Origin of the sequence: Flavobacterium granuli, assembly GCF_031456055.1 — a bacterium.
GTDB lineage: Bacteria > Bacteroidota > Bacteroidia > Flavobacteriales > Flavobacteriaceae > Flavobacterium > Flavobacterium granuli_A.
Genome location: NZ_JAVDTX010000007.1, coordinates 12,075 through 36,675 on the forward strand (window position 1 = coordinate 12,075; position 24,601 = coordinate 36,675).

General features: G+C 34.5%; 15 protein-coding genes. 9 read left to right on the plus strand and 6 right to left on the minus strand.

Features of this window, described 5'->3' with window-relative positions; genetic code table 11:
- Positions 1-42: 42 nt before the first annotated feature.
- A complete protein-coding gene (locus J2W95_RS14585; protein ID WP_310008303.1) occupies positions 43-2,913 on the minus strand; it encodes a triple tyrosine motif-containing protein in 2,871 nt (956 codons plus the stop codon).
- Between the two features lie 320 nt (positions 2,914-3,233).
- Here J2W95_RS14585 and J2W95_RS14590 point away from each other — a divergent pair, with 320 nt between their 5' ends.
- The 8 genes from J2W95_RS14590 (at position 3,234) to J2W95_RS14625 (ending at position 16,958) form a co-directional block, all read left to right on the plus strand.
- The gene (locus tag J2W95_RS14590) at positions 3,234-6,467 is read left to right on the plus strand and encodes a SusC/RagA family TonB-linked outer membrane protein (protein ID WP_310008304.1); all 3,234 of its coding nucleotides are present in this window, start codon (positions 3,234-3,236) and stop codon (positions 6,465-6,467) included.
- Positions 6,468-6,485: 18 nt separating this feature from the next.
- Positions 6,486-8,192: a RagB/SusD family nutrient uptake outer membrane protein gene (locus J2W95_RS14595; protein WP_310008306.1), complete on the plus strand. Its 1,707-nt coding sequence runs from the start codon at positions 6,486-6,488 to the stop codon at positions 8,190-8,192.
- A 30-nt stretch (positions 8,193-8,222) separates the two neighbouring features.
- Complete coding sequence (locus J2W95_RS14600) at positions 8,223-9,032, plus strand: hypothetical protein (protein WP_310008308.1); 810 nt, start codon at positions 8,223-8,225, stop codon at positions 9,030-9,032.
- A 261-nt stretch (positions 9,033-9,293) separates the two neighbouring features.
- A complete protein-coding gene (locus tag J2W95_RS14605; RefSeq protein WP_310008309.1) occupies positions 9,294-10,358 on the plus strand; it encodes a family 16 glycosylhydrolase in 1,065 nt (354 codons plus the stop codon).
- A 128-nt stretch (positions 10,359-10,486) separates the two neighbouring features.
- On the plus strand, positions 10,487-11,329 hold the full coding sequence (locus tag J2W95_RS14610; RefSeq protein ID WP_310008311.1) for an endonuclease/exonuclease/phosphatase family protein: 843 nt from the start codon (positions 10,487-10,489) through the stop codon (positions 11,327-11,329).
- A 16-nt stretch (positions 11,330-11,345) separates the two neighbouring features.
- A complete protein-coding gene (locus tag J2W95_RS14615) occupies positions 11,346-12,803 on the plus strand; it encodes a glycoside hydrolase family 30 protein (protein WP_310008313.1) in 1,458 nt (485 codons plus the stop codon).
- A gap of 193 nt (positions 12,804-12,996) precedes the next feature.
- The gene (locus tag J2W95_RS14620) at positions 12,997-14,730 is read left to right on the plus strand and encodes a cellulase family glycosylhydrolase (protein WP_310008315.1); all 1,734 of its coding nucleotides are present in this window, start codon (positions 12,997-12,999) and stop codon (positions 14,728-14,730) included.
- An 11-nt stretch (positions 14,731-14,741) separates the two neighbouring features.
- Entirely contained in the window at positions 14,742-16,958 is a 2,217-nt protein-coding gene (locus J2W95_RS14625; protein WP_310008316.1) for a glycoside hydrolase family 3 N-terminal domain-containing protein, read from the plus strand.
- A gap of 116 nt (positions 16,959-17,074) precedes the next feature.
- Here the strand turns inward: J2W95_RS14625 and J2W95_RS14630 are convergent, their stop codons facing one another.
- The 5 genes from J2W95_RS14630 to J2W95_RS14650 all read right to left on the minus strand — a co-directional run bounded on the left by J2W95_RS14630 (position 17,075) and on the right by J2W95_RS14650 (position 23,485).
- Entirely contained in the window at positions 17,075-17,683 is a 609-nt protein-coding gene (locus J2W95_RS14630; protein WP_310008319.1) for an NAD(P)H-dependent oxidoreductase, read from the minus strand.
- A gap of 16 nt (positions 17,684-17,699) precedes the next feature.
- Complete coding sequence (locus tag J2W95_RS14635) at positions 17,700-18,671, minus strand: alpha/beta hydrolase (RefSeq protein ID WP_310008321.1); 972 nt, start codon at positions 18,669-18,671, stop codon at positions 17,700-17,702.
- Positions 18,672-18,802: 131 nt separating this feature from the next.
- Positions 18,803-19,663, minus strand: coding sequence for a helix-turn-helix domain-containing protein (locus J2W95_RS14640; protein ID WP_310008324.1), 861 nt, complete (start codon positions 19,661-19,663; stop codon positions 18,803-18,805).
- A gap of 255 nt (positions 19,664-19,918) precedes the next feature.
- Positions 19,919-21,061, minus strand: a complete 1,143-nt coding sequence (locus J2W95_RS14645; protein ID WP_310008327.1) for an acyltransferase family protein — start codon at positions 21,059-21,061, stop codon at positions 19,919-19,921.
- Between the two features lie 93 nt (positions 21,062-21,154).
- Positions 21,155-23,485 (minus strand): glycoside hydrolase family 3 C-terminal domain-containing protein, encoded by a 2,331-nt coding sequence (locus tag J2W95_RS14650; RefSeq protein WP_310008329.1) that lies wholly within the window; start codon positions 23,483-23,485, stop codon positions 21,155-21,157.
- A gap of 310 nt (positions 23,486-23,795) precedes the next feature.
- On the opposite strand from J2W95_RS14650, the gene J2W95_RS14655 reads away from it, so the two are divergent.
- Positions 23,796-24,551 carry an NUDIX hydrolase gene (locus J2W95_RS14655; protein WP_310008331.1) on the plus strand — a complete coding sequence of 252 codons (756 nt, stop codon included), beginning with the start codon at positions 23,796-23,798 and terminating at the stop codon, positions 24,549-24,551.
- Positions 24,552-24,601 lie beyond the last annotated feature (50 nt).

Sequence of the window (24,601 nt, forward strand, 5' to 3'; positions counted from 1 at the left end):
TAAAAAGAGAGCTCCTTCAAATAATTCTGAAGGAGCTTTTTTTTATTTGATACTCATTAAATAACCAATTAGATTTTCTTTTTGATTCAGTTCTAATTTTTTTCTTAGACGGTATCTAGCTAATTCCACTCCGCCTGTTGAGATATTCATGAATTCGGCAATTTCTTTGGTTGACATATTCATTAATAAATAGGTAGCTAAATCCATTTCTCTTGAGGAAATGGTGGGGTGTTTTTCCTTTAATTTTTTCAAGAAATCAAAATGTACATTCTTGAGGTGTTTTTCAAGATCTTTCCAGCTTTTGTCGGTATTAACTTCTTTGGTAATACTTCTATTTAATTTAGCGAATTGAGCTTTGGTTGTCTCATCAAATGAGCCTGTATTTATGTCTTTTAATTTTTGAATAATCCCATTTAATATTTTATTTTTTTTAACTACCTGTAAAGTGTTGTTTACTAGTTCTTTGTCTTTCGATAGAATTTTTATTTGTAATTTTTCATTTTCTAATTTTTCAATTTCTTTTTCTAGCTCATATTGCTCTTGTTTGATTTTTGTTTCTTTTTCTAAATACAATCTTCGTTGCTCCAGTGTTTCAAAATGTTTGTTTTTTCTTATTTTCATTCTGATTCTAAAGCGAATGTAGTGAACACAACCTGCGGCCATTAATAAGTATAATAAATAAGCTAGTGAGTGTCTATACCATGGGGGGTATACCCTAAAAGCAATAGAGGCTTCGTCTGATTCAATCCCAGAATTGTTTTTCACCCTTACTTTCATTTTGTAATTTCCTTCTTTTAGATTGGTGTATTCTTTTACGGTACTATTTGACCATACACTCCAATTTTCTTCAAAACCTTCTAATTGATATGAAAATTCAAGATTTTCAAGATTCTCATAAGATGGGGAGGAAAATGTGAATTTCACTTGATTTGAGGAATATGGTAATTCATATTCTTCCTCTTTATTTTGGCCGTTTCCTAGGTGTATTGTGTCTCCAGGAAAAGAAAAGCTTCTTATAAGGGCTTTTGGTTTTAGTGGAGTTATATTTTCGATAGTAGAATCATAATGGGCAAGTCCGTCTGTTAAGCCTATAAAAGTATTCTTAGAGTCGATCGTGTTAATCGACATATAATTTGTTACTAGATTTTCGGTTAGGTTTGATAATGGGGAGGAGATATGTCTATACTTATTGCCTGCTTTCATTAAAACTCCCATAGAATTATTGTTGTTATACCACAGGTTTCCATTGCTATCCTCTATGAGCTGATTTATTTTTGGGATCGACTTGAATAGATTGGTAATGGCTTGATCTTCTATAAAAGTGTTTTGTATTTTTGAATATGTATAAAATATATTATTAGTTTGAAAATAAATTTTATTATTGATCTTTTGTAGGCTCCCAATACCAGGATTGCTTTCGGAAAATTGAGTGTACGTTTTGATTATTTGTGTTTTTCTTAGATTATTTTCAAGAGAAATTTTATAAATGAACTCATCTTTTTTAAGCCATATATAGTTATTATCAATTTCAAAAACAATTGAAGATTTGTTAAAGCCTTTTACTTTGTTTCTGAGTTTTATTCCTGTGTTTGTTTTTTCGAAAATTGAAAACCCATTATAATTTGCTCCAATATAAAAGCCAGGATGTTTAGGTATTGGTTCAAATTTTAAATAGCCAGTAGGGTCTAGATTTTTAATCAATTTGCCATCCAATATTACTAAGGCTCCTTTGTTGCTAGCACATATCAGCTCTCCATTCATTATTTGTATGTTCCAAGCTATGGTTGTTGTGCCTTCTACAAGTTTAAATGAGTCTGCTTTGAAATCAGTATTCCAAGGATGATAGAAAACACCTTGGTTCGTAGCAACATATAAATTGCCTTTGTGTATAACTGAAGAATATACTGTGCCTAAATTGTAGTTGAAGTCTAAATAGGTCAGAAGTGAGTTTTCGTTTACATAGGTTATACCATTGTCAAGTCCTAGCCATAGGTTGTTGCTGTTGTCAATAAACAAACTAAGAGCTGTGTTGTTTTGTAGTCCCTTGCTGCGATTGATATGTTGAATAATATTCCCATTTAAGTCACAAACTATAATTCCGTCAAGAACGGAATTGATTACAATGTATTTGTTCTTGTATAAAATACATCCCAGTGAGCCATTTTTCTTTATAAATGTATTGGCTTGTGTATTCCAAGGTATTACCTGGTTGTTTGATAATGTGAAAATACCTCTATCTAAAGTGGATATTAAAATTTTGTTTTTCTGTATTTCAATCACACCCCAAACTTCGGTATTGTTCAAGGCATTTGTTCCTTTTAAATAGGTGAGCTTTCCGTCATGGTACTCCATTATTCCCGAAAAAATATCCTGAATATACAATCTTCCATTTGAAATAAATGAAAATTGAAATTTTTTGGGTGCATTTATGATTTTTAACTTATTATTCTTGTAGATATAGATACTATGAAAGGATTGAAAAATAACTTCATCTTTATAAAGATGAATTTTCCAAACAACGTCCATCTTGCTGTGCTCTTTTTTGTTTAATAATGATGAAAGTGAAAAGTATTCTAGTTTTCCTTTTGAATTGGCTTTGAAGTAACCAAATTCATTGTAGTATCCTACATATACTTTTCCTGTAGGATCTACTTTTAAACATTTCATCTCATCTGTTTTTTTTGCTTTGTATTTTTTCCATGTCGAACCATCAAATTGGATAAGACCAGTATTATTCGCAAAATACATATTCCCGTTTTTGTCTTGGTCTATGTCCCAGTTTTGGGTACCTCCTTTATATTCTATCCTGTTATAATTTTTAATTAAAGGAGTTCCAATTTTTTTTATTTGACCATTAATTGTTATTGGTAAATAAATTAAAATATAAATAAGTAAAAGCTTTGTTGTTTTCATGTTTATGAATCATTATCAATAATATAAATAGAATTGTTGCTCTTTTATATTTCTTAATTTATTTTGTTATTCTTGTTTTTATGGCTAAAATATTCAATTTAATATGAATTAAGGTTTTAAATATAATTAATATTTTCTTAACTAGTCTTGTAATTTTTTAAAACATTGAAAATGAATTATTTATATTTATTATGATGTGTTTTTTATTATAACAAAATTTATTTTGATGTGTTTTTGTAGTGGTTTTAAAATATGAATTATGCATTATTTAACTTTATATTTGTCAAAACACTAATTAATTAACCAAAAAAAAATTAAAAATGAAATTAAGAAAAGTACTTATTTTTTGTTTTTGGTCTTTATTGTTTTCCATTGGCTTACAGGCGCAAGATGCTCTGATTAATGGAAAAGTAACAGATCAAGATGGACTTGCAATACCAGGTGCAAATGTCTTATTGAAAGGAACAAATGTCACAACCTCTACGGATTTTGATGGTAAGTTTTCAATTAAATCTCCTTCTAATGGAGTTTTAACCATTAGTTTTATTGGTTTTTCTACTATTGAAACTCCAATTTCAGGGCGTGATCAAATTAATGTCAAACTAGTTCCAGAATCTAAATCTCTGCAAGAAGTTGTTGTTATTGGATATGGTACTCAAAAGAAAGGATTACTTACTGGAGCCAGTGCCAATTTCAAGGGTGAAGAACTTGCATCATTAAATACGGGATCTGCAATGGAGGCGCTTCAAGGTATTGCGGCGGGTGTTAATGTTACTAAAAACAGCGGTTCTCCTGGAGCAGGAACAAGAGTAACTATTCGTGGATTAGGTACTATTGGTAATTCAAATCCTTTGTATGTAGTTGATGGGGTATCTGTTGGTAACATTGATTATTTGAATCCGTCAGATATTGAATCTATCGATGTTTTAAAAGATGCGGCTTCAGCAGCAATTTACGGTTCTAGAGCGGCAAATGGAGTTGTTTTAGTTACGACTGTTAAAGGACGCAAAGGCAGACCTGCAAAAATAAGCTATGATTATTATTTTGGTGTGCAAAACATATACAAAAACTTGGATCCATTAAATGCTCAAGAATATATGTATATTATGGACGAAGGAATGGTTAACGACGGAAAGGCTCCTTACGATTGGAATGCACTTGTTCATGACAATGTATGGCTTGAATCAAATTATCCAGGAGCTGGACAACAATTAGGGGATGATGTATGGGGACAGCTGCAAAATGGTTGGCAAGGAACTAATTGGATTAACGAAATGTCCAAAAAAGATGCGCCTGTAGTAAGCCACTCTTTAAATATTACCGGTGGTAGTGAAGATATTATTTATTCTGCGGGTTTATCTTATTTTGATCAAGATGGTATCATTGGCGGAAATATAGTTGATGCAGGATTCAAAAGACTTACTGCGAGGTTAAATACACAAATGGTGTTAAAAAAGAATGACAGCCACAGTATAATTACTATTGGTGAAAATTTTACCTATTCTAATAGACAAAACAGGTCGGTTGCGACGGGTAATATATATTGGAATGATTTACACAATGCATTGATACAAAATCCTTTACAGCCTGCATATTGGCAGAATTCTATTGACAGAAATGTTAATGAGTTTGGATTTACTCCTACATTAGATGGTTTGAATACTGGACAAACCAATCCATTGGCAATAATGTATTACAGACACAATTATAATTATGGAAAAGGGAATAGCATTAATGGTAATGCATTTGTAGAAATTGAGCCTGTTTTGAATTTAAAATTTAAATCAGTATATGGAATTGATTCTTGGTTTGGAAATGGTAGATCGATGAATCCAACTTATCATCTAGGGTTACTTTATGATGATGCTACAGATGGAGCTTCGCAAAACTCGTACTTCGGAGCTACGTCAACTTGGACGAATACGCTTTCTTATGATACTAAATTGGGTGAGCATAGAATTACTGGAGTAATAGGAACTGAATTAATTCAATCCCAAATTAACAATGAGGTTACTGCATCTAGAAATGGCTTATTGTTTCCTGGAAACCCAGATTACGCCTATTTACGTAATACACAAAATCCAAGTTCAGTAAATGATATCACGGCAAATGGTCAAGATTGGGCTGCAAATGGTGGTGGGACTCAGTCTTTTTTTGCTAGAGCGCAATATGATTATAAAGAAAAATATTTATTTTCTGCAACAATGCGTGCTGATGGATCTTCAAATTTTGCTCCAGACAATAGATGGGGTTATTTTCCTTCCGTGTCAGCAGGTTGGGTAATTACAAAGGAAGATTTTATGGCAAACACTTCAGATATACTTAATTCATTAAAAATACGAGGAAGTTGGGGACAAAACGGAAATCAAGCAATTGATGCTTTTCAGTATCAAGCTAATATTAATTATTCTTTCCCAGGCTACTTTTTTGGAGATACAAAACCTGTTTCCGGAAGTACTGCAGTACTTGCGAATGTTCCAAATCCTGACATAAAATGGGAAACTTCAGAACAGCTAGATTTAGGTATTGATGCTAGATTATTTGATTCAAGATTAGGATTGACTTTCGATTGGTACAAAAAATCAACAATAGACTGGTTGGTTAAAGCTCCGGGTCTTGGAACTCTAGGTGCTCCACCTCCATTTATTAACGGAGGAGATGTTGAAAACACAGGAGTTGAATACTCTGTGAATTGGAACGATAAAGTAGGTGATTTTAAGTATGGTATCACACTTAGTGGTGCTCATAATAAAAATGAAGTTGTCAAAATAGCTAATGCAGATGGAATAATACACGGGCCAAGTAATGTATTATCTCAAGGAACTGGGGAAGTTTCTAGAGTAGAAGTTGGACAGCCTATCGGATATTTCTACGGATACAAAACTGCAGGAATTTTGCAAAATCAAAGTGAAGTGGATGCTTATGTAAAACCTGATGGAACGCCATATTTTAGTGATCAACGTCCTGGAGATGTTCGCTTTGTAGATCAAAATCAAGACGGTCTAATTGATGAAAAAGACAAAGTGTATTTAGGTAATCCAAATCCAGATTTTGAATTAGGTATCCAATTAAATTTCGAATACAAAGGTGTTTATTTAAATTCAACTATGGCTGGTAAATTTGGAATGCAGGTAATGCAATCCTATAGATCATTCGCTGATAGTCCTAAACAAAACTATACTTCCGATGTTTTCAATCGTTGGCATGGAGAAGGAACTTCGACTAAAATGCCTAGATTAGGGTCTACATCCAATAGAAACAGTCAATATATCTCTGATATCTATATGCAGGATGCAGACTTTTTAAGAATTAATAATTTAACTCTTGGTTATAATTTTAATGAGGTTCTTTCAAATGTAAAGTTTATGTCAAATCTAAAATTATATGTTGCTGTAAACAACTTATATACATTTACTGATTATGACGGTATGGATCCAGAAGTTCGTTTTTCAGGAGCGGATGATTCGGGCGAAGGAAAATGGGCTTCAGGAATAGATCTTGGTCTATACCCACAGGCTAGAACAGTAATGTTTGGATTAAGTGCAGATTTTTAATATAAACACACATTTAAAATGAAAAAAATAATATATATACTAGCAATTTCAGCAATTTTTGTTGCTACAAGTTGCTCGGACTATTTAGATTCTGAGAATCTTTATGGAAAAAATACGTCGAATTTTTACAAAACACCTACTGACATCAACGAAGCAATGGCGGGTGTTTATAATGCAATTTATCTCCCAAATCCAATGAGTGAAGAACAAATTGCAGCCAATTTGTTAGACACTGGAATGCTAGGCGGTGGAGGTCCTGATGATAAGGCAGCCAAATGGGTTGATAATTTTGAAGATCCTCTTGAGGATACTTATCGCGATTTGTGGGTTCAATCGTATTTCGGGATAACGAGAGCAAATGCGATTATTGAAAAAACAGAAGCTGCAGATTTTTCAAAGTACTTCACAACAGTAGAGGAAGCTAAAAAGTTTAAAGATCAAGCCATAGGTGAAGCAATGTTTATGAGAGCCTTTTTCTATTTTAGATTAGCTAAATTTTTTGGAGGTGTTCCATTAATTGTTAAACTTGATGGCGATAGAACAGTTGGTAGAGCAAGTTATACAGAAACTTTTGCGCAAATAGCCAGCGATTTAAAAGGAGCAATTGCGTTAATGCCAGCAACTCCATTTCCTAGTATTCCAACTGCTAGTTATGGTCATGCTAACAAATGGGTTGCTGAGGCCTATTTAGGACGTGTGTATTTGTTTTACACTGGATATATGACAAATATTGAACAAAAAGCAACAACAGACTTGCCATTAGTAGAAGGTGGAGCATTGAGCGCTACAGATGTTACATCTTACTTGAACGATTGTATGAACAATAGTGGTCATGCCTTAGCTTCTGATTTTAGAAATTTATGGCCTTATTCATATGTAAACGAGAGTGCTGGTCAAAATGTATTGCCTTGGGCTGCAACTGAGAATTTGTCTTGGGTTGGTCAAGATGGTATTACACCAACTTTTGGAACTGGAAATTATGAAACAATGTTTGTGCAACGATTTTCTTTTGGAGATTGGAATTGGACTAATGGACCAAGCTATACGAATAGACTTGCCTTATTTACTGGAATGCGTGACAACTCACTAGTTCCTTTTGGAACAGGTTGGGGAATGGGTACTGTAAATCCAAAATTATGGAGCAATTGGTCAGATACTGATCCTAGAAAAGTAGGCTCAATAATTCAAGTTGGGAAAGCAGAACAAGGAACAGATGCATATGTTGCTGACAAAGGCGATCATGAAACTGGATTTTTTAATAAAAAATATACTTCTATACAACATTCAAATGGATCTGGTAGTAATGTAGGTATGTTTGTTCAAATGTACGATTGGTCTAATACGGATATGCAACTAATGCATGCACAGGATTTTATCTTTATGCGTTTTGCAGATGTATTATTAATGCATTCTGAAATCACTAAAACACCAGATGGAATGAATGCAGTAAGATCTAGGGCTAAATTACCGGCAATTGGATATTCATTGGATGCAATAAAAGAAGAGCGTTTACATGAATTTGCATTTGAAGCTTTGCATTGGTTTGACATAGTGAGATGGGGAGATGTGAATACTGCTTTTAATGATTCATTCCCAGTTAGAAATTCTGGAACAGGCGCAATGTATAGCGTAAAATACAGAGCCGAAACAAAAGGTTTGATGCCAATTCCAGAAACGGAAATAAGATTGTCAAATGGGGTCTACACTCAAAATCCAGGTTGGTAAAATTGAATAACTATATAATAAATTATAATTATGAAAAACAATAAAATAATATATCTCCTTATTGCTTCGTTAATGCTTATATTTTCAGCTTGCGAGCCAATTGTAGAGGAGGATCATTTAGAAAACAGCACAAATGTTGAGGGTGTTACATTAAAAGCTACAAATACCACAGCAGGAGGTAATGAAATTAAGCTTGAAATGCTTACTCCAGGAATTAGTGGACATTGGAATTATATTATAGGTAAGGCTTTAACAGATGAAGCTACTATTGTTTTTCCAGTTATGGGGACTTTTAATTTTGCATATAGAGGTACTTTAGGGGCTGAATTATTTGAAAAAAAGGTTGCCGTAACTATTGATAAGTTAGATCATCCAGTTCCAGCTGAATGGGGTGCTTTGCTAGGAGCAGATGCTGTCAAAGGTAAAACTTGGGTTTTTTATAAAGATAATCCTGAGGCAAATGGAGATGGTCCATTATGGTGGTTTATGTCTCCTCCTAATAATCCAGATCCAGCTTCAGTTATGGGTGCTTGGTGGAATGCTGGAATTTGTTGTCCTCCTAGTGATGCAGATGGAAAAATGCATTTTGACTTAGATGGTGATGCTAATTTTAATCATTATGAAACCAAAACAGCTACACCAACTAAAGGTTTATTTACTTTGGATGTGGCAGGTAAAAGATTGATAATTAGCGATGGAGCAAAAATGCTTGGGTCAGCTGCAGGAAATGCAGATGGAGTATATACAATTGTAGAGCTTACAGACAACAAAATGATTCTCTATTTAAATAACAATGAAGCAAATGGTACTGGTTGGACATTTGTTTTTAGACCAGAATAATAATAGTTAAGTTAATTTATATTTTCGAAAAGGGGAGATTCAATTCTCCCTTTTTCGAATTATAAACTTTTAATTTGTTTAATAATAAATAGTTAAGGATAAACATTGCTTGATATATTTAAAATTCACCTTTATTTTCCAAATACTAGAATGTATCTTTTTTGATAATTTTAAAAATAATAATATCTGATCAAGTGTCTTTAATGGCGTTGTTGGTTTGACTTATTATTTCTGTCTTCTGCTTATAATTCAATTAAAATAATGGAAATATTTAAAAAGATTATGGCATTGCCAATGTTGCTATTTTTAGCCTTATTGAGTTGTAGCTCTGGAGAGAGTAAAGATGAACCTATAGTAGAGAATACAGAATCAAAATTAGTAATAAATGCTGAAGTTGTTGGAACTACATCTCAGTTGCCAAATGGTGATGGAAGCGGTGTTGTTAATTTTAAAATCAACTCAAATAGTGGGACTTCATATAAAGTTATATTTGGTGATGGACAAACTTTAGAAACTACTACGGGAGTATTTACATACACCTATACTTCAAGCGGTACCAAAACGTTCGATATAAATGTCACAGCATTCAACGGTTTAAAATATTTAAATTCAACAAAATCTATTGTGGTTTTTGTTGCTAGTAAGCAAATTTGGGCGGATGAATTTGATGTTGATGGAGCACCAAATAGTGAAAAATGGAGTTATGATCTTGGAGCCGGAGGTTGGGGAAATAACGAACCTCAATATTATACAAAAAGACTTGAAAATTCTGTTGTAAAGGATGGTGTTTTAAAAATTCATACAATAAAAGAAAATTATTTGGGGAGTACTTATACTTCCGCAAGGCTTCAAACGTCGGAAAATTTTTCTTTAAAGTATGGTAAAGTTGTGTTTCGAGCCAAGTTACCTGCACAAGCTGGAACATGGCCAGCATTATGGATGCTTGGAAGTAATATATCAACAGTTGGTTGGCCTGCTTGTGGTGAGATTGATGTCATGGAACATGTAGGTAATCAGTTAAATAAAATTTTTTCAACCTTACATCATCCTGGGCATTCAGGTGGAAATGGAGATGGATTAACAAAAATGATTTCAACGGCTACTTCTGAATTTCATACTTATACTGTTGATTGGAGGGCAGAAACAATAAAATTTTATATTGATGATACCTTATTTTATACGTTTACTAATAATGCTAGTTTGCCATTTAATCAAAATTTTTTCCTGATAATCAATTGTGCTATCGGAGGAGATTTTGGAGGGGCAATTGATCCCAATTTTACATCTTCTACTTTTGAAATTGATTATGTAAGAGTTTATAATTGATTATTTTTTTGTGTTAGTTAGCTTGTTTGGTCTTCGTTAGTAGCTTCTATTTTGTTAAGTTTGATAGAAGCTCTAATGAAGAATCATTCGGCATTGTATGACTAATAAAAACGAGTAAAAAAAGAAAAATGATTCTCTACAAAAAAGCAGCAGTTTTATTCATTTTTAGTCTGGTTGGTATTTTTTCTAATGCACAAACTTTAAAAGTGATGACTTACAATATCCGACTAGATATCGAATCGGATGGAGAAAACGACTGGGCACATAGGAAAGATTTTTTTAATGGACAGATTCAATTTTATGCTCCTGATATTTTTGGAGTTCAAGAAGCAAAGCCCAATCAAGTATTGGATATTGCAACAGCACTTCCTCAATATAGTTATGTAGGAATAGGAAGAGACGGAATAGGAAAAGGAGAATCGTCGAATATTTTTTATAACAAAGAAAAATTTAAGATAATAGAATCCAATACCTTTTGGTTATCGCCAACACCCGAAACCATTTCAATAGGCTGGGATGCTGCTTATAATAGAGTTTGTACTTATGCGCTTTTGAAGAATAAGCAAAATAATAAATTGATTTGGATTTTTAATACCCATTTGGATCATGTCGGTGAAGAGGCAAAAACCAAAGGATTAGAACTGATACTTTCAAGAATTGAAAAATTAAATACTAATAAATATCCTGTTGTTTTGATGGGTGATTTTAATTCAGAACCAGAAACCGAGAGGATAATTGCATTAAAGAATAAAATGAATGATGCCAGATCAATTTCACAAGAAAAACCTTTTGGACCTTATGGCACTTTTAATAATTTTAAATATAATGAAGCTTCAACACGTTTGATTGATTACATTTTTTTATCAAAAGGCAGCTCTATTAGCGTTAAAAAATATGCTGTTTTATCAGACACCAAAGATTTGAGATATCCCTCAGATCATTTTCCAGTTTTTATCGAAATAAATTATTGAATAACTATATTTTAATATGAAAAAATTAACCACCACAGCATTAGTACTAGCTACCTTTTTTGTTTTTGGACAACAAAAAAGTAAATCACAAGCGCATCCTTTTTCAACAAATGGAAAAACCGTTACGGTGTACACTACGGCCGAAAGTACTAATTTGAGATTGTCAAAAACAGAAAGCCTTACGTTTTCAGAATTGGCTCAACCAACAGAAAGACAGATTTGCGTTTTTGTAAATCCAGATAAAACATTCCAGTCTTTTATGGGAATTGGAGGAGCAATAACAGATGCAAGTGCCGAAGTTTTCGCCAAATTATCCAAAGAAAAGCAAGAGGAATTACTGAATGCTTATTATAACACAGAAAAAGGAATTGGCTACAATTTGATGCGTACCACTATTCATAGTTCCGATTTTAGTTCAGGGAGTTATACTTATATTGATGAAGGTGATACGGCATTGAAAACTTTTTCTATTGAACACGATAGAAAATATAAAATTCCGTTAATTAAAAAAGCAATTGCAACTGCGGGCGGAAAAATTACGACCTATGCAACTCCTTGGAGTCCTCCTGCTTTTATGAAAAGCAATAAAGATATGCTGAAAGGCGGTACATTATTACCTGAGTTTTTTCAGACTTGGGCAACGTATTATACCAAGTTTGTAAAAGCCTATGAGAAAGAAGGAATTCCAATTTGGGGAATCAGTACAGAGAATGAACCAATGGCAGTTCAAACATGGGAATCTTGTGTATATACTGCTGAAGCAGAAAGAGATTTCGTAAAAAATTACCTTGGACCAACTATGAAAAAAGAAGGTTTGGGCGATAAAAAAATCATTGCTTGGGATCACAACCGTGATTTGATGGTACAAAGAGCCAATATTGTTTTCTCTGATCCCGAAGCATCGAAATATATTTGGGGAATGGGATTCCATTGGTATGAAACTTGGGCTGGAGGACATCCAATGTTTGAGAATGTAGCTAGAGTTCATGAAGCATATCCTGATAAAAATTTAATGTTTACTGAAGGTTGTGTCGAGAAATTTGATGCAAAAAATTACCAATTGTGGGCTAATGGAGAACGTTATGGAACTTCTATGATTCATGATTTCAATAACGGAACTGTGGCTTGGACAGATTGGAATATTCTTCTGGATGAAAATGGCGGACCTAATCACGTGGGTAACTTTTGTTTTGCTCCAGTTCATGCTGATAGCAAAACGGGAGAGTTGATTTATACTCCATCGTATTATTACATTGGGCATTTTTCAAAATTTATACGTCCTGAAGCCAAAAGAGTTAGTACTGCCGTGAGTAGAAGCAGCTTGTTGAGTACTTCATTTTTGAACAAAGATGGAAAAATGGTAACTGTTGTAATGAATCAAAGCGACGTTACAGTTCAGTATAATTTGTGCGTGGGAACTCAAGCCACCGAAATTAGCATTTTGCCGAATTCGATTCAGACTTTGGTGTATTAAATATGTAAAATTTCTTGTGACCTTTAAAGTTAGTTACGCGTGAGGGATAGAAGCAAGCTGCCGAAGTAGCGCGTATAGCCCGACAGCATTAGGGAAAGAGGGCGAATAGGCGGTACTGTATGTCAGCCCTCTTTTTCTAATGGTGACACGCCCAAGATATTCTTAAATATTCAAATTTTTAAAATTAATTGAGATGAAAAAAATAATCGTATTTTCTTTCATGTGCTTCACCATTGCCTCTTTTGGACAGGGGTTTTTGCACAGAGATGGACAGAAAATTGTGGATGGAAACGGTAAAAATATTGTTTTGCGTGGTTTGGGACTTGGAGGCTGGATGGTTCAGGAAGGCTACATGATTCAAACGGGTGCTTTTGCAGGCCCTCAATATAAAATCAAACAAAAAATTACTGATGTAATTGGTACAAAAGAGACCGAAGAATTCTATAAGGCATACAAAGCAAACGGAATAACAAAGAGAGATATTGATTCTTTGGCAGCTTGGGGATTTAATTCCATCCGATTGCCAATGCATTACAATTTATATACTCCAGCAATTGAAACCGAAAAAGACGGGCAAATTACTTGGCTTGAGGAAGGTTTTAAAATGACGGATGATTTATTAAACTGGTGTGCTGCCAATAAAATATATTTAATTCTTGACTTGCATGCAGCTCCTGGGGGACAAGGGAAAGATGCTGCAATATCAGACTACGATGATTCGAAACCATCGCTTTGGGAGAGTGCTGCAAATCAGGATAAAATGGTGGCACTTTGGGAGAAATTGGCGCAACGTTATAAAGACAGTCCGTGGATTGGTGCTTATGACATTGTCAATGAACCCAATTGGAATTTTACAGGTACGAATCAAAATGGTTGTGACGAAACCTCAAACGCTCCTTTAAAAGCGTTGCAGGTTCGACTTACAAATGCGATAAGAGCTATTGATAAGCACCATTTAATTTTCATTGAAGGAAATTGTTGGGGGAATAATTACAATGGAATGTTTCCGCTTTGGGATGAGAATATAGCTTTGAGTTTTCATAAATATTGGAATATAAATGACAAGGCATCCATCCAAACAATGCTGAATTACAGGACTCAATACAATGTGCCAATTTGGTTGGGTGAAAGTGGTGAAAACTCTAATGTGTGGTTTGAGGAAGCTATCTCATTGATGGAATCCAATAATATTGGTTGGGCTTTTTGGCCAATGAAAAAAATTGAGAATTTAGCAGGAGTTACTTCGGTTACTAAACCAGTGGGCTACGACAAAATCTTGGAATACTGGAAAAGCGGGGGAGAAAAACCGAGTCAGGAATTCTCCAAGAAAGTCATGATGCAAATGGCTGAAAACTATAAAATGCAACATTTGACCATCAGATATGATGTGATTGATGCAATGTTCAGACAAGTACAAACTAACGATACCAAAAAGTATAAAAATCATGTGGCTCCAGGGAAAGTGTTTGCGACCGAATTTGATTTGGGACAAAACGGTTTTGCTTACTCCGATAAGGATGTGGCAAATTACGATGGAACTAAATTTACCCAATGGAATAAAGGAGGCAAAATGAGAAATGATGGTGTTGATATTGTAGCTTGTACGGATAAAATAACCAACGGTTTTCAAGTCTCCTTTATAGAAGAGGGTGAATGGTTGCAATTTACAATTGATGTAAAAAAACAAAGTATCTTTAATGTTGATATTCGATATTCGAGTGAAAAATCGGGAGGTAAATTGTATTTGGAATTGGACGGAAAGAAAATTTCGGAAACAACCGAACTTCCTGTTACAGGAGGAGAAGCAGCTTGGAAAACAATTGAAATAAAAAATGTAGCTCTTAAACAAGGAATGAACAAAATCCGAGTTCACTTTGAAGGAGGAAATTTTAATCTTAACTATTTGGAGTTTAAAACAGCTAAATAAAAATTTAAAAAATGAAAAAATCAATAACACTGGCATTCGTATTCGCATCGGTTTTTGCCTTTTCGCAGCAAACTGTAGACCAGAAAGTAGATGCTTTGCTAAAGCAAATGACACTTGAAGAAAAAATAGGACAGTTAAACCAATATACAGGAGACAATACTGCTACGGGGCCAATTACGATTAATTCCAATAAACAAAGCGAAATCAAAAAAGGATTGATTGGTTCGATGTTGAATATTATGGGTACAAAATATACAAGACAGTACCAAGAATTGGCAATGCAATCCCGATTGAAAATTCCGTTGTTATTTGGTCTTGATGTTATCCATGGTTACAAAACTACTTTCCCTATTCCGTTGGCCGAAGCGGCGAGTTGGGATTTAACTGCTATAGAACTTGCGGCTAGAGTTGCTGCGACAGAAGCTGCTGCCTCTGGAATTCACTGGACATTTGCACCGATGGTTGATATTTCTCGTGATCCGCGTTGGGGAAGAGTTATGGAGGGAGCAGGGGAAGATACCTATTTAGGATCTAAAATTGCTTATGCCAGAGTCAAAGGATTTCAAGGAAACCTAGGAGACGTGAATTCGGTTATGGCATGTGTAAAACATTTTGCTGCTTATGGAGCTGCCGTTGGCGGACGTGATTATAACTCGGTTGACATGAGTGACAGAATGCTTTGGGAAACTTATTTGCCTCCTTTCAAAGCGGCTTTGGATGCTGGTGCCGCTACTTTCATGAATTCATTCAACGACTTGAACGGAATACCGGCGAGTGCCAATAACTATTTACTTAGAGATATCTTGAAAGGAAAATGGAATTTTCAAGGTTTTGTGGTTTCCGATTGGGGTTCGATAGGCGAAATGGTGGCTCATGGTTATGTAAAAGATAATAAAGAAGCAGCTCTTGCGTCGATAACAGCAGGAAGTGATATGGATATGGAGAGCAATGCGTATCGTTATAATCTAGAACAATTGGTGAAAGAAAATAAAGTTCCAGTGGCTTTAATCGATGATGCTGTAAAAAGAATTTTACGCAAGAAATTTGAAATGGGATTATTTGATGATCCGTATAAATTTTGCAGTCCAGAAAGGGAGCAAAAAGAAATGAATAATCCAGAACACACCAAAGCGGCTAGAGATATGGCTGCTAAAAGTATCGTCTTACTTAAAAACGAAAGAGACGTATTGCCACTTTCCAAAGGCTTAAAAACGATTGCTTTTATTGGACCAATGGTAAAACCGAAAAGAGACAATCACGGATTTTGGGCTGTTGACGTAAAAGGTATTGATTCGACTTACATCGTCTCTCAATGGGAAGGTTTGGAGAATAAAGTAGGCAAAAGAACCAAAATTTTGTATGCCAAAGGATGTGGTGTGGAAGACAAAAGCAAAGAAGGTTTTGCAGATGCTTTGAGGGTTGCAAGTCAAGCTGAAGTTATCATTTTAAGTATTGGTGAAAACTTCAACAAAAGTGGTGAAGCCAAAAGTAAAAGTAATTTACAATTACCAGGAGTTCAGGAAGAATTAATCAAAGAACTTCAAAAAACAGGGAAACCTATTGTTATTTTGATAAATGCGGGAAGACCACTTGTTATTGATTGGATTGCCGATAATATGCCAACGATTGTTTATACTTGGTGGTTGGGTTCAGAAGCTGGAAATGCTATTGCTGATGTACTTTTTGGGGATTACAATCCGTCTGCAAAATTACCGATGTCATTCCCAAGAAACGAAGGACAAATTCCAATTTATTACAATCATTTCAATACTGGACGACCTTCTATCAATGAAGATAAAATTTACAAATCGGCTTATATCGATTTACCAACAACTCCAAAATTTCCATTTGGTTTCGGATTAAGTTATACGACTTTTGAATATTCTGATTTGAAATTGTCTAAAAAAACAATGAAAAACACTGAATCAATTACGGTTTCGGTAAATATAAAAAATACAGGAAGTGTGAAAGGTGAGGAAGTAGTTCAGTTGTATTTGAAAGATAGATTTGGTTCTGTAGTTCGTCCTATAATCGAGTTGAAAGATTTCCAAAAAATCACATTGAATCGAGGTGAGGTGAAAACATTACAGTTTACTATTGACAATCAAAAATTATCCTTCTACAACAATGCATTGGAATTTGGTTCAGAGCCAGGTGATTTTGATTTGATGATTGGTTCATCTTCAGCAGATATCCGTTTGAGAGACAGTTTTGAATTGGTAAAATAACACCATTTTCTTAAGTAAAAAGCGATACAATTCTTCTGAATTGTATCGCTTTTTTTGTAAAATTACGATTGGCGTTTATAAAAATTGCGATATTTTTTTCTCTTTAAGTCCAATGTTTATTTTTGCAGTAGGTAGTTTTCTAAATGATTTGGGTAATTCTCAAGGTCTTTAGCCATGTCGCCAAGTCTATAAATATCAAAGCAGTTGTAACTATCTATAATGTCGTAACCTGAAAAACGATAATTACTAGTAATGTGCAAGAAAATATCTGTTAAGCCTTTGCCTGCAAATAATTTTTGATTAAGATTATCAAATGCTTCAGCTGGTGCATTCCAAGTCGCGGAAATCATAAATTTTCTACCTTGCATCAGTCCGCCTGATCCGTATTGTTTTGTCGGGTCTTCATTTGTTCTGCCATCACCCGTTAATAGCGATTTATTGGCAAATCCACTATTGAACACTTCGTCCACATATTTTTTGTAAATCCACGGTGCACCAAACCAATTTATTGGTGTTTGTAAAATTACAATATCTGCTTGCAAATGTTTTTCTACTTCTACTTCTGGATTGTAGCCGTCTTCAACTTTAGTTTCTAAAACTTCAAAACTTTTAGATTCGAAAAAGTCTTTTGCTTTTTGTACAAATGAGTTATTTAACGTTCCTTCTGACCAATTTGGATAGGTTAAATGTGTATTGATTAGCAATACTTTTTTTGATTTTTCCATTCTTAAATGCTTAATATTATTTTAAATTTTTACCAAAAAAGGTTGTCATAGTAGTAGCAACTTGATTTACATATTTTGGAATATCGTATAAATCCATATGCGTTGCACCTTGAATAACCTTTAATTCTTTTGGACTCGTTGCTCTTTTATAAACTTCTTCTCCTTGCCAACGAGAACCTGCGTTACTACCCACAATGATAAGTATTGGTTGCGTAAGCAAAGTTTCAATGTTTGCATAAGCATCAAAAGCCATCATTTTATCTAAACTTGTAAATAGAAAAATATTGGTAGAGTTAGGATGTTGCGCTCTGGGTGTTCTGTAATAATCGTATGCTTCAACCAAATCATTTGGTGTTTTTGCATCGGGTTTTTCAGGTACATAATTTATATATATTGGTTTCGCTCCATTTGCTTCTGCTGTACGCTGTTTTGCAACTGCTTCTAATGTTGTTATCGATTCTGAAATAGGTGTTTTTCCGTCCCAACCTTTTTTGTTACCTGTACTAACAGGACTTGCAATGGCAATAGTTTTTATTCTGTGTTCGGTTTGTGCCGCACTTATAGAATAACCCCCACCTGCACAAATGCCTATTAGTCCAATTTTTTCAGCATCTACAAATTTCAGTGTGCTTACATAATCTACCGCGCTTCTAATGTCTTCAACTCTTTGGGTTGGGTCTTCCAAAAATCTTGGCAATCCTTCACTTTCGCCTTGGTGTGAAGCATCAAATGCCAATGCAACATAACCTTGTTCTGCCATTTTTTGAGCATACAAACCCGAAGTTTGTTCTTTAACGCCACCGCCAGGATGAACAGTAATTATTACGGGATATTTTTTGTTTTCATTAAAAGCTGCAGGCAAGTATAAGTTCCCTGCCATTTTTAGATTATTGTTGTTGAATGTAACTTTTTCAACCTTTTGTGCTATTGATTTTGTTCCGAATGACAACATTGTAACGAATGTTATCAGAATGATTTTTGCCTCCATTGCTTTGTCTTTTAAAATGATAGGGCAAAGATAGAATGCTGAAAAACAGCTAAAGGAAACAGACTACTACAGAAAAAGAAACAAATTACTGATTACAAAAAAACGCCTTGATAAAAGACGTTTCGATTGTATTAATTTTTGCCGATTGTTTGCAATCGGTATTCTTTTGGTGTGAGATTAACTTGTTTTTTGAAGAATTTTGAAAAATAATTGGGATACTCAAAACCTAATTCATACGCTACTTCTGTGGTGTTTAGTTTTTTGTCATCTACTAATAATTCTTTCGCTCTTTTAATTACAAAATCGTGAATATTTTCGAGTGCAGATTTATTGGTAAAATGTTTTACAATGTCACCTAAATAGTTTGGCGTTAGCCCTAATTTATCAGCAAAATATTGAACATTTGGAAGTTGGGAAACAGGACGATTGTAATAGTCTTTAACACTTTGCTGAAAATCGGTTACGATGCGATTATATTCTTTTGGGTCGGTAGAAAATTGTCTTTTGTAAAATGCTTCTACCAACGAAATCAACACATTTACATAGGAAAGCAATACTACAAAATTTTGTCTTTCTTTGTTGTAATACTTAATCATCAGTTCAAAAAGAGTAGTAATTTCTACAATTTCGTTGTCTGTTAGAAATAAAGGTTCGTGCAGACCATAATCAAGATAATTTTTGAATAAAAATCGATTTTCGTCAATAATTTTTTTTGACAATTGCACATACATTCCCTTGTAAGTTGGTTCAATATCCCATCCGCCAATCATTTCAGGACTGTTGAAAAACACCGCATTCACAGGCTTTGCATTGGGTGTCGTTTTGTCAACAAAATTGGTTTTAAATGAAACTCTGTAAAAGTCAACCATTATAGGTTCTGACTTCAAAAGCATATTGGGTGGATCATAATAACCAATATCAATATCATTGTCCAAAGGATTTGGCAAGCCTATATATTCATTGAACGCTTTGAAGTCTTTAAATATTCTCATTTTACAAAGTTATAAACAAGTGAATATATATATGAAACATTCTACTATAAAAAAGGAAACAAATTACTGATTTAATGGTTTTTTATCTCTAGTTTGGGTTAAACACAAAAGCGATACGATTCGTATGAATTGTATCGCTTTTTCTTGGAAATTACCATTGGCATTTGCAAAAAGCCCGACATTTTTTTCTTTAAAAGATTATATCAGGGAGATAGTATGGTATTTATAAAGGACTTTCTTGCCAATGGTATATAATTATTTGGCTGTAATTAATACTGATTTAGACGTTAACATTTTCTGTTTAAGCCAAAGTCGTACTGGTTCATCATATAATTTTAAACAAGTATAAGCAAGAAGAATAGATCCTATAAATGTCAATAAAGCAAAAGGTAATGCTTCTTCAAAGGAAGGTTTGTTGCTTGCAGCCCATCCTGTGTAAATATAGATAAGTGGATAGTGTGTTATGTAAATGGGATAGGATATATCACCAAAAAATTTACAGATTTTAGTTGAGTATTTACCTGTTACTTCTCCACTTGCTCCCAAGTATACGATTAATGGGAAAATAATAATAATACTCAAAGAATCATACAACCCATTCATCCATAAATGTTCGCTTCCGCCAATTCTTGGCATTGCAAGAACAATAACCGTTAACAAACTAGCCCAAAAGAAACCATTATTTATAGAAGTTAATTTTACCATTCTATGCAATAATAATCCCCCAAAGAAAGGAAATAACAAACGTGAAAAACCGATGTGAAGTTGTGTGGCGTCTATTGACCAACCACCAATGACATCACCATTTGGACTTGTTAAACCAAGATGGATTAAAAGACAACCAGACAGAAACACCAATATGGCAAGTGCTGTATTCGAAAACTTTCTTACGAATAAGGCATAAAGAATATTGCCTATATATTCAAAGAATAAAGACCAGCCTGGTCCATTCAGCGGATGCATTTCTTGCCAACCTCTTATATCCATAGATGGTAATAGCGGAATCAATGTAAATCCGACAAGCATAACAATCACTGTTTTCCATACTGGCACTTCGTGAATTGTTGGCCACAATATGGAGTCCTGGAAATAAAAGCAAAGGGCTCCAATAATCATTCCCATAACCACCATGGGTTGCAGGCGGACAAGGCGGATTTTAAAGAAATCGGTAACGCTCATTTTGCCCCAACGATCATCATAAGCATAGCTAATAACAAAACCGGAAAGCAGGAAGAAAAAGTCAACTGCAAGATAACCGTGGTTTATAATTTGGTCCAAATGACTTGTCGCATGAGCCTCAAAAATATGAAAAGCAACCACCATGATTGCTGCAACACCGCGTAAACCGTCAAGTATTGGATAATGTTTTTTTGAAGTTAAAGAAGTAGTTTTTTCCATATGAGTAGATTTATTTTTTTAAAAATGAGGCTGTCCAACAGAGACAGCCTCAAAGATAAACAACTATTAATAACCAATTATAAAGTGTTTTTTTTAATTTGAATTAGCGCTTTTTAAAACTGCCTGTAGATTTTCTTCAGTGAATTTCCCACCAGACATTACTGTAAATTTGCTGATTGGCATATCGGCTAACATCGCTTGCATAAAGGCTTCTGCTTTTTTTTCTTCTTCGGTTACAGCTTTTTTATTTCCACCGGTAAAACCTTTGGTAATTTGTTCGTAAATGGACTCACTATTAGGAGCATTTTTAAATTCCTTAAACAAAGTGTTACGGGTGTAAACTATTTTATTCATTTTAGTAGATTGAATATCGATAGTTTGTTGCAAAGGCAAGTCTCTTGAAGAAGCTCCCACACGAATATCAAATTTTCCTGATTTTATTGTCCAATCGTGTGAAGCGATGCTGTAATAAGCAAAATCACGAGATGTTAAGTGAAAGCTAACTGTTTTTTCTTCCCCAGGATTAAGAGCTATTTTTTCAAAATGTTTCAATTCATTTTCAGGTCGGGAAGTTTCTGTTGCTTGTTCGTGCACGTATAATTCGACTACTTCTTTACCGGCTACTTTACCTGTATTTTTAACTTTCAATGAAATGATAATGTCGTCCGTATCTTTTGCAGAGACAGTGTTGCTTTGAATATCAGAATAACTGAAAGTAGTATAGCTCAATCCGTATCCGAAAGGAAAATTCGGTTCGATTTTCTTTTTGTCATAATAACGGTAACCAATGTATATTCCTTCTCCATAATTGGCATTGCTATCTTTTGAAGGAAAATCAATGGCAGTAGGAGTATCTTCCAAACGCATTGGGAAAGTTTCAGATAATTTTCCAGAAGGATTTACTTTTCCAGTCAATACATCGGCGATAGCGCCACCACCGGCTTGACCACCTAAATAAGCTTCTACAATTGCCAAAACATCTTTTTTCCAAGGCATAGAAACTGCAGCCCCATTCATTAAAACGACTACCACATTTTTATTGGCTTTGGCCACGGCTTCAATCAATTTATTGTGACCTTCCGGCATATCCATATTCGCTCTGTCATACCCTTCAGATTCATAAATACCTGGTAAGCCTGCAAAAACCAAAACAGTTTCAGCATCTTTTGCATTTTTCACTGCTTCGGCAATCAAAGTTTCATTTGTTGCTCCTTCAGGGGTATATCCAGCGGCATAGGTTAATGAAGCGCCTTTGGACAATTTTTGTAATTCGTCGAAAGCATTTTCTACTTGCGTTGGTTTTACTTGAGAACTTCCTGAACCTTGATATCTTGGTGTTTTTGCGAATGCACCAACAATTGCAATTTTTTTAACTGAAGTTGTCAGTGGTAAAATATTGTTCTCATTTTTTAATAAAACGATACATTCCCCACTTACTTGTCTGGCTAATGCATTGTGTTTTTGTTTGTCCACGACGATTCCATTCTTGTGGCTGTCTTTTGCTTTAAGCGTTACAGCAAGAGTTTCAATTACGATTTGGTCTAATGTGGCTTCCGCCAAAGCACCACTTTTTACTGCTTCGATGATTTTTTTGTTATTTAAACCACCACTTGAAGGCATTTCCAAATTTAGACCCGCTTGAACTCCTAATGGTCTGTCATTTACAGCTCCCCAATCGGAAACGACGAATCCTTTGAAACCCCATTTTTTCTTTAAAACATCATCCAATAAATATTTATTTTCAGAAGCGTAAATACCATTCAATTTGTTATAAGAGCACATGACCGTCCAAGGTTGCGCTTCTTTTACTGCCATTTCAAAAGCAGGAAAGTAGATTTCGTTTAAGGTACGTTCATCAACATTGGAACTGTTGGACATTCTTTCAAATTCTTGATTATTAGCAGCAAAATGTTTCATCGAAGTACCAACGCCTTGACTTTGTACACCATTTATAAATGCCGTGGCAATTTTACCCGCCAAAATCGGATCCTCGGAAAAGTACTCAAAATTACGACCGCCCAATGGAGATCTTTTCATGTTAACTCCAGGACCCAACAATATCTGAACGTCATTGGCTTGTGATTCTATAGCTAATGCTTCACCCATTTTTTGTGCCAAAGCTGTATTCCACGAGGAAGCTAGAGCAGAGGCAGTAGGAAAACAAGTGGCTGGAACACTATTGGCAAAATCGAAACCCTCAGCTTTTCGCAAACCGTGAGGACCATCAGTCATAAATATAGAAGGAATTCCTAATCTTGGGATTGCTTGTGTTGACCATGCCGTTTCACCAGAACATAAAGAGGCTTTTTCTTCTAGTGTCATTTGAGAAACCAATTTTTTGGCTTTTTCTCTATAATCGGTGGTTTGGGCGAATGCTGTTACAGAAATAAAAATTCCCATAATCAGCAAAAGTTTATTTTTCATAAATTATAAGTGGTTGGTTTTTAATAAAATGCAATGCGTTAATATGACGCAATGTACATTTAATTTTAATACAAAAAACATTTTTGATAAAAAAAATGGATTTGAATATTGATTTGACAAACTTATCAGTGTTTTCAAATGATCCTGTATTTTTTTGAAATCTTATTTTTGAAATTATCTGCAATTTTGAAGTAGTTTTGGCTGTCAAAATAAGTTTCAATGGTAAAGATTTATTTAGTTTATTTGCTGTACTGAAAATGAACTAAATTGCAGCACAGTAATTTAGAAGAGTAACGGATACTACAAAGTCATGTTAAAAACACATCTAAAAAACAGTAAAGAGTATCAGCCCGGATTGTCTATTGATTGTGTAATCTTTGGTTTCGATGATAATCAGCTCAAGGTTTTATTGATCAAAACAGGGTATGACGATAGTTGGTCTTTGCCGGGTGGATTCATTTCGGTCGATGAAGATATCGACACAGCGGCTGTCAGTATTTTGCAAGCAAGGACTGGTCTTAAAGGTATTTTTCTGAGACAATTTTCAACTTTTGGTAAGGTCAAGAGAAATCAGGACCATTTTAGCAGTGACTCTTTAGCCTATTTTGGAATTCCGCCCGAGGAGGTAAAATGGTATAAAAGTAGGTTTGTGACCATAGGTTATTATGCGTTAGTCAATTTTTTAAAAGCAATTCCACAGACTGATAATCCTGGCGAAATGGTCGAATGGGTTGATCATAATGAAGTTCCGAAATTGATTTTGGACCACGGGGAAATTTTGGATAAAGCCCTAGAAACATTAAGAACAGAACTAAATTTAATGCCTGTAGGTTACAATCTTCTTCCAGAGAAATTCACTATCCCCGAACTTCAAAAATTATACGAAACCATATTGGGAAGAACACTTGATCGCCGAAATTTTCTCCGAAAAATAACCTCCATCGGCATACTCACCAAGTTGGACGAAAAGAAAAGCAACGTAGCTCACAAAGCCCCGAATCTCTACAGTTTTGACAAAGACAAATACGAAGAAGTCTTAAAGAATGGCTTGACGCAAGGTTGGTAAAAACTCCATTATTTTAATTTGTGCACACCTCGTTGCATACCGCTTTGATT